8 protein-coding genes are annotated in these 12,330 nt (G+C 68.6%); 5 read left to right on the top strand and 3 right to left on the bottom strand.

Annotated elements, in window-relative coordinates:
- Positions 1–15: 15 nt before the first annotated feature.
- Positions 16–1,593: a DUF2637 domain-containing protein gene (locus tag JW592_RS30220; protein ID WP_209268451.1), complete on the bottom strand. Its 1,578-nt coding sequence runs from the start codon at positions 1,591–1,593 to the stop codon at positions 16–18.
- 310 nt (positions 1,594–1,903) lie between these two features.
- Between JW592_RS30220 and JW592_RS30215 the strand changes: the two genes are divergently transcribed.
- The 5 genes from JW592_RS30215 to JW592_RS30195 all read left to right on the top strand — a co-directional run bounded on the left by JW592_RS30215 (position 1,904) and on the right by JW592_RS30195 (position 10,004).
- Entirely contained in the window at positions 1,904–3,151 is a 1,248-nt protein-coding gene (locus tag JW592_RS30215) for a ParA family protein (protein WP_209268450.1), read from the top strand.
- Positions 3,148–4,281, top strand: a complete 1,134-nt coding sequence (locus tag JW592_RS30210) for a ParB/RepB/Spo0J family partition protein (RefSeq protein WP_209268449.1) — start codon at positions 3,148–3,150, stop codon at positions 4,279–4,281. The genes JW592_RS30215 and JW592_RS30210 overlap by 4 nt, the downstream gene beginning before the upstream one ends.
- A gap of 275 nt (positions 4,282–4,556) precedes the next feature.
- Complete coding sequence (locus tag JW592_RS33660) at positions 4,557–6,836, top strand: DnaB-like helicase C-terminal domain-containing protein (RefSeq protein ID WP_209268448.1); 2,280 nt, start codon at positions 4,557–4,559, stop codon at positions 6,834–6,836.
- Entirely contained in the window at positions 6,836–7,426 is a 591-nt protein-coding gene (locus JW592_RS30200; protein ID WP_209268447.1) for a transcriptional regulator, read from the top strand. The genes JW592_RS33660 and JW592_RS30200 overlap by 1 nt, the downstream gene beginning before the upstream one ends.
- Before the next feature lie 46 nt (positions 7,427–7,472).
- Entirely contained in the window at positions 7,473–10,004 is a 2,532-nt protein-coding gene (locus JW592_RS30195; RefSeq protein ID WP_209268446.1) for a DEAD/DEAH box helicase, read from the top strand.
- A gap of 375 nt (positions 10,005–10,379) precedes the next feature.
- Here JW592_RS30195 and JW592_RS30190 read toward each other — a convergent pair whose 3' ends face one another.
- Together JW592_RS30190 and JW592_RS30185 are read right to left on the bottom strand one after the other, a co-directional pair.
- Entirely contained in the window at positions 10,380–10,799 is a 420-nt protein-coding gene (locus JW592_RS30190) for a helix-turn-helix domain-containing protein (protein ID WP_209268445.1), read from the bottom strand.
- A complete protein-coding gene (locus JW592_RS30185) occupies positions 10,799–11,449 on the bottom strand; it encodes a MarR family transcriptional regulator (protein WP_209268444.1) in 651 nt (216 codons plus the stop codon). The genes JW592_RS30190 and JW592_RS30185 overlap by 1 nt, the downstream gene beginning before the upstream one ends.
- Positions 11,450–12,330 lie beyond the last annotated feature (881 nt).

The raw sequence follows: 12,330 nt of genomic DNA, 5'->3' as shown, positions 1-12,330 counted from the left end.
CATCGACTGGAGGGTTCACCGCCCGGCGAGCGCGGTGTAGCGGCGCCGGAAGTCGGTGAGGTAGCCCGCCAGGTCCCGCTGCTCGAGCCGGTCACCTCGTCCGCCCTTGGACCGTATGGCGTGCTCGGCACACAGCTCTTCCAGCTCGGTGAGTGACGGTTCGGCGCCGCCGTTGGCGTCGAGGTACTGCGCCCACACGCGGTAGATGCGCCAGCCCATCCGGTACCGGCGCAGTGTGCTGGGGCTTATCCGGCCACCGCCCCGGCCTGACATGCCCCTCACCCACAGGTGGTCGGACAAGTCCTGGATGGCGGGTTCGGTCCCCAGTTTCTCCGTGAGTTCGGCCCATGCCTGGTAGTAGCGGTCGACGAGAGTCGGGCCCCCCTCCCCCACGACCGAGGCTTTCTCGTACTGCGTCGCCCCGTGCGCTTCCCGCTGCCTGCCACCGACGACGTCCTGCTCCCGCGCCACGACCACCGAGCCGTCCCTGGGCTCGGTAGGGGCCGGGGCCGCTTCCTCGCGACGACGCTCCTCCTGCCCCTCCTCCAGCCCCGCCTTCCCGTCCCCGGACGGCTGCGCGGGTACCGAATCGCCCCGCAAGCTGGACTCGTCGGGTGCTGCTCGCCGTTCCCGCAAAAGGCCCTCCGCGGCGGCGACCGGAGCTCGGGGAGTACGGCCCTGATCTCGTCCTGGCGTCTCACTACCGGGAACGGAAGGTGTGCCGTCCTCCTCCCCCGCCGGAGCGCCCCGGCCCGGGGCACGGGGTACCGGCGGATTCCCGGAGGGACGGCCGTCGGCGGCTGCCTGCCGGGACCGCGTGGCACCGGTACCCGCAGAGCGCGGCTCCCGCTGTGCTGAGGGCTCGGAGCGGGGTTCCTCGCCCCACTTCGGGGGTGCACCTGCGGACAGTTCTGCTGAGGCGGCGGTCGTGGAGAGCGGTATGCCGTAGCGGGTGAGTTTGAGGGGCATGAGGGCTTCGACGGGGGCTTTGCGGCGCCAGGAGCGGCCGTAGCGGGCGCGCAGTCGGGTCTCGTAGACGAGGCGGTCCTGTTCCATGCGGATGACCTCGTCGTAGTTGCGCAGCTCCCACAGTTTCATCCGCCGCCACAGGCGGAAGGTGGAGGGGAAGGCCAGCAGCCAGCGGGAGAGGCGTACGCCCTCCATGTGCTTGTCGGCGGTGATGGCGGCCACGCGTCCGGTCGCGTGCCGGGCGGCCTCCACGGTGACCACGAACAGCACCGGGATCACCGCGTGCATCCCCACCCCCAGCGGGTCGGGCCAGGCGGCGGCGCCGTTGAAGGCGATGGTGGCGGCCGTCAGCAGCCAGGCGGTCTGCCGCAGCAGCGGAAACGGAATCCGGATCCACGTCAGCAGCAGATCCAGCGCCAGCAGCACGACGATGCCCGCGTCCACCCCGATCGGGAAGAACGGAGCGAAAGCGCCGAAACCTTTCCGCTCGGCCAGCTCACGGACCGCCGCATACGAGCCGGCGAAACCGATCGCCGCGATCACCATGGCACCGGCCACCACCACGGCGACCAGGAGTCGCCGCAGCCTCTCCGCGCCCTTGTGCGTACCCCCCGTGCTCCACATCCTGAAGCCCCCTGCCTGTTCCGGAAGGCAGTCTCTCACCGGCGAACTTGCCGCTCATGCCTGCCTGGTGGATCTTCCCTTCGCACGTCGCGGGCGCTTCCGGCGAAGAAGCCCGCCGAGCCCGCACGCACTGGCTGGACGGCGAGTTGCTCCGGCATGCCTGCGTGACTCCCAGGCTCTCCTGCTCTCCGTTCTCCTGCTCCCCCGCTCCCCGGGCTTTACCGCGGTAAAGCCCCCCGCGCCACTCATTCGTAGGTCTTTCTAACGTGTTGCTGTTCTCGATGATCTGCCGCGTTAGTAAGGTACCCCCATGAGTTCTCCAGCCTCCTCCGGCGACCGTGAGAAGGTCGTCTCCAAGCTGCCGGGATGGCTCCGGCAGGACCTCAAAGTCAGAGCGGCCCAGCACGGGGTTGAGATCCAGACCGCCGTCGAGCAGGGCATCGAGGCGTGGTTGGCTCTGGCCGCCACACCCAGCCCCGTCGAGACCGTAGGCGCTGACTCCTTCTCCACCTTTCTGCCCGCCGGCCAATGGGACCGCTTCCGCCAGGCGGCGGGAGACCGGAAGGTCTCCCTGATCCAAGGCCTCGCGCAGTCCGTCCAGCTGTGGCTCGAGAAGAACCCCGCACCCACCGTCCCGCCGGCGAAGTACCCACGCCGCCGTATCGTGTGCAACCAGAAGGGCGGCGTGGGCAAGACAGCCGTCACCGCCGGCCTCGGGGCGGCACTGGCGGAAGAACCCCACGCTCTGCACCCCGTGCGCATCTCCCGGCACTTCGCCACACGGCTGCGAGCCGAACCCCCGGACGATCTGCTGGAGGTGGAGGACCTCCCCGGTCTGGGCCGCCGCACGCTGCTCGTCGACTTCGACCCCCAGCGGCACCTGACCACTCAGCTGGGCCAGGAAGAGATCCCCATGGATTCCTCCCTCGACAGCCTCAGCAAGCACATGACCGGCGAGGCCAAGGGCGACATCCGGGACCTGATCGTGCCCATCGACGATGACCGCTACGGCGGCCGCCTGGACCTGCTTCCCGGCTGCCAGGACGGCTTCCTCCTCGATGTCGCCCTCTCCAAGGTCCGCTTCCGGGAGGCGGCACTCGAGCGTGCCCTGGCGCCGCTTGAGGCGTCGTACGACGAAATCATCGTCGACTGCCCACCAAGCCTCGGCCTCAGCATGGACACGGCCATCTACTACGGCCGGCGCCGTGAGGACGAGCCCGCCGGAAGCTCCGGACCGCTCATCGTGGTGCAGGCCGAGGACAGCAGCGCGGACGCCTACGACCTCCTCGTCACCCAGATCGAGGACCTCCGCAGCGACATGGGAGTCGAGATCGACTACCTCGGCATCGTCGTGAACCTCTACGACCCGCGCCGCGGTTTCATCGCCACCTCCTCACTGGAAGCGTGGATAGACATCAAGGACCCGAAGGTGGTCGCCGTCATCGGTGATCTGACGGACCAGCGCAAGGCGGTCCGTCTCAAGCAGCCGCTGCTGTCGTTCGCCCCGCGCGGCGAGCAGGCCTGCACGATGCGCGCGCTGGCGAGGGAGATCTCATGAGCCGAGTAGCCGACCAGCTCGGAACGGGTTCCTCGTTCGGCCGGACACGCGGCGGCGTCAGCGCCCGCCGCCAGGCCGTCGCGGCGACGACCGGCGCGCCCACGACCGGAGCCCCCGACAGCCGCTTGCGGACGCTTCCGCTCACACAACTGGTTCCCACCCGGTTCAACCCCCGCCGCAACTTCGGGTCGGACGACGAGCTGCGCGAGTTCGGGCAGCGCCTCAAGGCCAAGCAACTGCAGCCGGCGGTCGCCGTCAATCGCGAGGCATACCTGGAGCTGTGGCCCGGTGAGACCGACGCGGTGGGCGAAGCGGCCTACGTCATCGCCAACGGAGAGCGGCGCTACCGGGCCAGCCTCGCCGTCGGCCTGCCCACTCTCGAGGTCGTCGTCGACGACGAGGTGGCCCACTCCCGCGGCGACTTCCTGCACGCGATCCTCTCGGAGAACAACGACCGGGAGGACCTCGACCCGATCGAGCGGGCGCTCGGCCTCCGCACGATGGTCGATGAACTGGGCGGCAAGGCCAAGGTCGCGGAGTACTACGGGAAGTCGGCCGGCTGGGTCACCCAGCAGATGTACTTGCTGAACCTGACCCCCCGCCTCCAGGAGCTGGTCAGCTCCGGCGACCTGCCGGTGCGCGAGACCCGCGCCCTGGTGAAGCTGCCGGCCGACGAGCAGCTGGCCGCCTGGGAAGCACGGTCCGCCAAGCGTGACGAGGAGAAGGCCCAGCCGAAGCCACGCCGCGGGAAGCACCGCAGCGGGGCAGCCGGCACGGCCGGTGACGGCGCACAGGAGTCGCGGAGCTTTACCGCGGTAAAAGACACCCCCGTCGACGAACCGGCTCCCGACTCCGACAGTTTTACCGCGGTAAAGAACGACCGGGCGTCCCACGACCCCGAACTGCCGCTGCCGGACCAGCGTCCGGGCACCACGGAGAATCAGCGCCCCGGAACGACGGAGAACCAGCGCCCCACCAGCGCCCAGACGCGGGAGGAAGTCCCTTGGGACGACCCGGGAGCACTGTGTGATCTGCTGACGCGCAGGATGACGCGACAGGACCGAGTCGCACTCACCAAGCTGCTGATCAACGCCAACACGGCGGATGCGGCAGCCATAGACACCCCGTAGCCCACTGGCACGTCAGAAGAACCGATCGCTGCCACGTCAGGGGAACCGCCCGCCACGGTGGCCTCCCACGTGTGCGGCTGTGCCGTGCCGGGCGCTCCTCCGACGCATACGTCCCGGACGCGCGCCCGGGCAGCGGGACGGCTTCTGCGAGCCGAGCTGCCCGTTCGCACCCCCACCCCGGACGCAGACAACTGGCCGGAAACACTTCCCTGCATGCACTGCACCTGCAATGCACCTACCGCGATAGGGTGGCCGAACCGGACGAGGAGGCGGCCTTGAGGGAAGTCACGCTCACCCAGGCCCGTGAGCAGTGGAGCGAGGTGGTCGAGCACCTCCAGCAGGGTGAGGACGTCGTCCTGGTCAACTCCAAGAGCCGACAGGCCGCTGTGATGCGGCACCTCCAGGAGCCGGAACCACCCGGCCGTGTCTGGTCGAGCACGCAAGCCCGGCAGGAACTGGGCAACCTGGTCGCTGCCGCCCAGAACGAGCCGCAGCTCCTCACCGTAGGAGGCCACCCCGCCGCCACCGTCTCCCGGCACACCGCCCCTCCCCCCGCCCGACCCCGGCAGAACACGGCCCAGGCGTGCGGGACCACCGGACTCGGCGACGTACTGGACGGCCTGCTGGAGACAGCCCCGCAGACGGCAGGACTCTCGACAGGTCTCACAGCACTGGACCGCATCTCCGGCGGCCTGCCACGGGGCAGTGTCACGCTCGTGGCCGCCCCGCCACACGCGGGCGGCAGTCTCCTCGCCCTCCAGGCAGCACGCGCGGCCGCCTTCGCGCCCGAGCAGCCCGTCCCGGTCCTCTACGCCCTCTCCGGCGTGCCCCTCCAAGTGGCCGCCCGCCGCCTCATCGCGGCCGAAGCACCCGTGCCTTACGCCCAGTTCGCCGCCGGCACCCTCTCCGACGAGCAGCGGCAGGCCGTGACCGGCGCCGAGGGGCGCCTGCGGGGGGCGCCGCTGTCGTTCACCCGGCCCGAACCCACCGCGCAGGCGATCGCCGAGGATGCCTCCCGCATCGAAGACCTGGGGCTGGTGGTGGTCGACCGGCTCCAGCACACCCGCACGGAGGGCACCCCGCTCTCCGGCCGCACCCTGCCGGCCGCGGTGAAGACACTGACCCGCCTGGCCGCCGACAAGCAGACAGCAGTAATGATCCTGCTGGACACCGACGAGCCCCACCTGGTGGCTCAGCTGCAAGCCGACCGGGTCTTCCGCCTCACGCGCCCCGACGACGGCACGAGGGCCCGCATCACGGTCACAGCCCGGGACCTGGGGACACTCGCCACCGCCGAGGTGGCGTTGGACATGACACACCTGCGCCTGCTCGACCAGCCCGCCCCCACACCCGCCTCAACCACAGCCCCCCCACCCGACCCCGCAGCTACCGCCCCGGACCCCGCAGGCGAAACGGTCGTCCCCGCCCCAGCGCGCCGCCCCACCCCACCGGCCGGCCGGACACAGCCCGCCGCACCACGCACCGCAGGCAAGACACCGGCCACAGTGGCGAAGTCCACCGGGACAGTGACAGAACTGGTCGAGCGGATCGAGAACAGAGTCCGAGCCGTACTCACCGAGACCGGAGGGGAAGTCCAGACGGCCATCGCCCAGTTGCAGAAAACCGCCATCCCCGACGTGATGGACCTCCTCGAACAGAGCCGGGCCGGCGGACGCTACGACTTCCGCAACTACCCCGACCTGCCCGACATCCTGCACAAACGCGGCCGCCAGGACGCCGACGCCATCTGGGAAGCCCGCCCCCGCTGGACAGCACCACCCCAAGTCCTCGACCAACTCGGCGACCAGATGATCACCGGACTCGACATCAACGGCGCCTACCTCAGCGCACTCAAGGCCCACCTGCCCATCGGCCAACTGGAACACCACCTCGGCCCCGACGAAGGCGGCCCCGCACACGACACCAAACGCTCCGGCGTCCACCTGATCACCCCACCCGAATGGGAACACCCGCACCTGCCCAACCCGATCGGCGACCGGGAAGAACCCGGCCGCATCTGGATCACCGAATCCACCCTCCGCCTCCTCCTGCGCCTCTCCGGCCCCAAGTACGGGCTGTGCGAACGGCCACTGATCCACGAATCATGGACGTCGGGCTCGACCGAGCAACTGCTGGAATCCCTGCGCCGCGCCCTGGTCCAGGCCCGCACCAACGCCCTCGCATCCGACTCCGCAGAAGGCGAAACAGCGTACGAATACGTCAAGGCCATGTACTCCAAACTGGTCTCGACAATGGGCGAATCCAACTACAACCGCGACCTCTACCGGCAGGACTGGATGCACATCATCCGCAGCCAGGCATTCGCCAACCTGTGGCACAAAGCCTGGCAAGCCCACCAGGCCGGACTCACCGTCGTACGAATGATGGGCACCGACGAACTCCACCTGGCCGGCGACTGGCAAGCCGCACGGGCCGCCGGGAAGGACACACCACTGTTCCCCCAGGGACGTGAGGTCACCGAGGTCAAACCCAAGCAGACCTACCGGCTCGAGAAAGTGGCCGAGGGCAGCTACCGGGAACGAGAGGCCGCATAGTGCCGGACAGAACACTCAACTTCGGCCTCTACGGCGCCCAGGGCCGCAAAAGCGCCCAACTGGCCGCCGACGTACTCGACCGCCTCGCCCTGGAAGGGGGCATCCGCTCCCCGGTCACCACCCGCCGCGGCCTCGGCGCCCGCCTGAACTACCTCACCAACTCCCCCGCCGGATACCAAGCCATGAAAGACGCCGGAATCTCCGTCACCCGAGGCACACTGCGCCGCTGGCTGCAGCACAAACAGACGCCCTCACGGGACAACCTCGCCCGGATCGACGCGGCCTACCGCGCCTACCGGCGCCGCAACGTCGCCCGCCACCTCCTCCAGCGGCTCAACGCCCGCGGCGGCACCCGCGTGGAAATCCAGCCACTGGACCAGTCCCAGGTCACCGAACCCCGCAGACGAATCATCTCCACCGACGCAGCCGGCTTCCGCCGACTGCGGATCCGCAACTGGGACCGCATCATCGACGCCTGGGCCGCCCAGGACAGCGAGGCCCTCGCAGACGCCTGGGACGACCAGCTCACCGACCTGGGCAGCCAGTGGGGCCAATACGAGTACGCCACCTCCGTCGGCTTCTCCGCCTGACAACCCGGCGAACCCAACAAGGGCGCACAGCATCGAGGAGGAAGCGGTGGCCGAGCCCACGACACTGCGACCCCGCCAGGAAGAAGCCGTCGAAGCGGCCGTCCTCGCACTGGAGACACCACCCGGCGGCATCCCCGCAACCGGCCTGCGCGCCCAAGTCATCGCCGCGCCCGGATCAGGCAAGACCCTCATCGCCTACGAGACCGCCCGCCGCCTCGAGCCACGAGGACGAGTGCTGGTGCTGGTACCCACACTCAACCTGCTCACCCAGACAGTGGAGAAATGGCGCCAGTACGGCATGCGCGGCCGCGCGATCGCCGTCTGCTCACTCGACCGCGACCCAGAAGTACGCACCCACCTCGCCGACGAACTGGGTGTCCGGTGCACCACCAACCCGATCCGGCTGGCACTGTGGGCCGGCAGCGGCCCCGTCACCGTCTTCGCGACCTACGCCTCCCTGGTCGGAAACCCCGGCCGCCACCCCACAGCCGACACCGACACCGACGAGAACCCCCAAGCCGAGGAAGCCGAGGCCGCCGAAGAACGAGCAGTCGCCGGCGTCCTCGAACGCGCCCTGACAGGAGCGTACGGCCAGCAACTCGACGGCTTCGGACTGGCCATCGTGGACGAGGCCCACCGCACCGCAGGACTGACAACGAAACCATGGGCCATCGTCCACGACAACACCCGAATCCCCGCCCACCGGCGCCTCTACATGACCGCCACCCCACGCGTCTACGACACCGACACCACCGGCGGCGACATGCTGGTCGCCTCCATGGACGACGAAGCCACCTACGGCAAACCCGTCCACACCTACCCCCTCGGACAGGCCATCGAAGAAGGCATCCTCGCCTCCTTCGAAATCGACGTCCTGGAAATCCGCGACCCCGCACCCCCCAGCACGGACACCACACCGGACAAACGCCGCGGCGCCCGCCTCGGCGCCATCCGCGCCGCCACCCTCGCCCACATGGAAACCGCCGGCATCGTCAGCCTCCTCGCCTTCCACTCCCGCACCCAGGAAGCACTCTCCTTCGCCCGCGGCCTGCCCGACGCGGCCGACCAACTGCGCGCCACAGGCCGCTTCCCCGGCCAGGTATGGGGCGAATGGCTGTGCGGCCTCCACCCCGCAGCACACCAGCGCGCGATCCTCACCCAATTCGCCGACGGCCTCAACGCCCAAGGCCGCAAGACAGAGTTCCGCATCCTGTCGACATGCCGCCTGCTGGGCGAAGGCATCGACATCACCGGACGCCGCGGACTGGACGGCGTCCTGTTCGCCGACGTACGCAGCTCACCCGTCGACATCATCCAAGCCGCCGGCCGCGCCCTGCGCCAAAAACCACACCAAGACAAAGTCGCCCGCCTGGTCGTCCCCATCCTCCTCGGCCCCGAAGACGAAGGACGGGACATGGCGACCGCAGCCGCCTTCGAACCGCTGGTGGCAGTACTACGAGCCCTGCGCGCATTCGACGCCCACCTCATCGAACGCCTCACGCTGCGCCCGGCAGGCCGCCGCCGAGGCACACCGGAGAACACCCCCTCAACCGACCCGCGTACAGCAGGGAAAACACCAACACAAGGCGCCGAGCCCGCACTGCTGCACTTCTCCCGCCGCGGCCGCGACGCAGAAGAGATCGCCCGACTGGTACGCACCCGCGTCCTGCGTCCAGAATCGACCGCCTGGCTCACCGGCCTCGAAGCCGTCCGCACCTACGCCACCGAACACGGACACGCCAACATCCCCTACACCGCCACAGTCCACCTCGGCGAAGCTCACACCGACTTCCCCGTCGGCCAGTGGGCAGCCGAGCAGCGCCGCGCCTGGCGTGCGGGCGACCTGCCCGACTGGCGCACCGAACTGCTCACCGAGACCGGATTCGTCTTCGACCCCCGCGACCACGCATTCACCCGCTTCCTGGACGCCTGCGCCCGCTACTTCGCCGAACACCACACCCTCGCAGCCCCACGCCACGCAGCCCTCGCAGGCGTAGCAATCGGAGAACGACTGCACCAGGCCCGCAAACCCGGCGGCCTCGGCACAAAACCGGAGCGCACCGCCTCACGCCGCCGCCGGCTGGAGGCCATCGACCCGGACTGGAACCCGGACTGGCCCCTGGCCTGGCAACGCCACTATGCAAAAGCCCGCTGGCTGCTGGACCAAGGCGCCACCCTCGCCGAGCTCCAGCCCGGAGTGAGCCTCGGCGGCGACGACATCGGCTCCTGGCTCACCGAACAGCCCGCCACCTGGCACACCCTCACCGAATGCCAGCAAAAGCGCCTGGCCGAGCTGGGAATCCGACCATCAACCAAGGAGCACGTCACCACACCTGCCGTCCCGGCCGGGGCGTCGAGATGGGAGATCAACCTGGCCGCCGCCCGCCAGTTCAAGGCCCGCGAAGGACACCTGCGGGTGCCACGCCCTCACACCGAGACCGTCACCGACACCGAAGGCAACCAGCACCACATCCGCCTGGGCGTCTTCCGCAGCAACACCCGCACCCACCACAGACAGCACAAGCTCACCCCCGACCAGACCCGCCAAGCCCTCGAGATCGGACTGCTCGCCCGCTGAGACGGTTCGGAGGGGGTGAAACGCGGATTGTGCGGGGCCGCAGAAGAATTCAACGCGATAAAGGCCCCCTCCGGCTACAGATATTCCAAGACCTGACGCCCGGAAAGCCACCGGAACACCAAGAGCCCACTAGAGCCCATTACAAACCAACACCACGGCCCCCACCCCCCATTCCAAAGCCACCTGATCCCCCCTTTCCTCCCCCGCTCATGCACCACCGGTGAACTGAAGAGCTTCTGCTGTGCCCGCTCCAGGCGGCGGCGGGCCCGTTCCTCGGCCCTCTGCTGACGCGCAGCTCCTCGATGGCTTCCCGCATCTTCTCCAGTGAGGGGAAGCGCACCAGGCTGGCCGAGACCAGGCCCAGTTTGAGGTCGGCTACCCGGCGGCTCGGACGGCGCGTAGGGGTGTGGAGGAGCGTTTGGGCGGTGCGGTCTCGTACATCGGGACCGCGATCTCGGGCAGTTCGCCGTCCTCGATACGCTCGGCCGCGTCGTGGACGGCCTCTTCCAGCTCTTCCTGGGAGGCGTAGGAAGCGATGTAGGGATGAAGGTAGTACGTGCGGTACTTCCGCCCCTCTGGGCGCAGCACAAGGCCCCGGCTCTCCAACAGTGCCATCGCGGTGTTCGCGGAGTTGCGTGAGAGGCCCACACGGGCCCCGAGCTCGGCCTGGGAGGCGTTCACCTCACCGCCGGGCGCCTGACGCTCGATGAGAGCGCTCAGCAGGTCCTGAGCGCCCTTGGTGAGATCCAGCCGGTACAGCATTCCGAAACCGGCGCTCGCCTGAATCAGCATCATCAGGATGCCCGCCCCTCCTTGTCGACACCGTCATCATCCCCGTCTTCCGCCCCCAGCTCCAGCTGCACGCTGCGCGGAGGCCGCGGGGCACGCAGCTCCGGGAAGGCGTTCTCCGGGGCGTTGCGGCGCAATTCCTCCAGGATCTCCCGCTGCTGGTCGCCGTTGCCCTCGAAGCCGATCAGTGGGTTCACGAAGATCAGACCGCTCTCGACGCGCTGGAGCATGTGCCACTCCTCCAGCCGCCCGATCGCCCGGGTCACGTTCGACCGCTCCACGCCCAGCTTGTCCGCGATCTTCTTGTGGGTGGCGCGCAGCCAACCCTCGCGCTGCCGGCCGATGCACCACACCAGCACGGCCGACTGGATCGGTGACATGCCGTGCTGGGCGATCAGCACGGCCAGGACGTCGGCGAGGAAGTCGTTGCTGACCACAGAGAAGCCGGACCGGCCGTATACCTCGTGGGGCGCGCGGTAGGTGTAGCGGACGCTGACGTCCATCTGCTGCACCGGCCGCTTACGGGTCGGCGGCTTGATGTCCTGCCCCAGCCGGGACGACAAAGTCTCCCGGAAGGCGCTGTCACCGCCGGGCGGCACAGCGGCGATCCGGCCCTTGCTGCGGCCGGAGGCGGGGCGCTTGGGCTGGCGGGCCATGTCTCGACGGTCCTGTCCTCGATCTCGGGGGTCGCCACGGACCCTAACAGTTCGCCAACTCCAGTTGGCAGATTTGTACATCCTGGCGTGGCGCTTTGGTGTCGGCACCGACACACTCACCTCCGGGCCTGGGTCCCAAAAACCTGGCCTGACCAGCAACGATCGCCAATTGTACAAGCTAGCTTGTCGAATACCGGTGCCGCTGTGGCACCGCTGACACATTTCCGCAGGTCAATGTGTCAGCGCCAACACATGCCCTCCCAAAAAACCCCTGGTCAAAGCGGGTTCCGCGCACGGGCCCTCTTTTCCTCTAGACGCACGCGCGCGCGAAGGCCGCACCGAGGCTCTCCCCCCATGCATCTCACCGACGACACGCCACCCCACCACCTCAACCTCCGCAGCACCCCTCAGCCCACTCTCCGTCAGCCGACGGCCGCTCATCGCCCCACCTCTCGTACGCGGGTCCCCAGTTGATCCCGCAGTCAGCAACGGCGCGACCAACTGACTCTTAGTGGCTGGCTGCAAGGGCGTCAGCGGGTGTTGTTGCTGCTCGGATACAATTTTGGCGTTCTCACGGTTTTACTGATGACTTTGGCAAGCCCTATTGATAGGGCGTTTATAACTCCAGGCTGTGCGATGCTGGGATGCAGGGTGGTGTGCTGTCGTCCTAATTCCTGCCCCATTGTTCATACTTGATGTGAGGTCAGGGGATCGCCTCTGGAGGGTGCAGGGGGTTGGTTCTGGAACCAAAACCAACCCTGTTGTGCATACAGGAGCATGGGAGCGGGCACTCATACCTCTCTCTGTAGCCCGCCTGTGCGTGGCCCCGGAGGGGACATGCACCCACCCCAGCCCACAACAAGGCGAATAGGACCAACGAA

The organism is Streptomyces spirodelae (genome assembly GCF_017676385.1).
GTDB classification, from domain to species: Bacteria; Actinomycetota; Actinomycetes; order Streptomycetales; family Streptomycetaceae; genus Streptomyces; species Streptomyces spirodelae.
The sequence above is the reverse complement of the archived record's forward strand: the minus strand, read 5'-3'. Positions and strand labels throughout refer to the sequence as shown.

Excerpts from the sequence above, each read along its gene's own strand:
- JW592_RS30220 (WP_209268451.1), bottom strand. The coding sequence starts at position 1,593 with ATGTGGAGCACGGGGGGTACGCACAAGGGCGCGGAGAGGCTGCGGCGA.
- JW592_RS30215 (WP_209268450.1), top strand. The coding sequence starts at position 1,904 with ATGAGTTCTCCAGCCTCCTCCGGCGACCGTGAGAAGGTCGTCTCCAAG.
- JW592_RS30210 (WP_209268449.1), top strand. The coding sequence starts at position 3,148 with ATGAGCCGAGTAGCCGACCAGCTCGGAACGGGTTCCTCGTTCGGCCGG.
- JW592_RS30190 (WP_209268445.1), bottom strand. The coding sequence starts at position 10,799 with ATGATGCTGATTCAGGCGAGCGCCGGTTTCGGAATGCTGTACCGGCTG.
- JW592_RS30185 (WP_209268444.1), bottom strand. The coding sequence starts at position 11,449 with ATGGCCCGCCAGCCCAAGCGCCCCGCCTCCGGCCGCAGCAAGGGCCGG.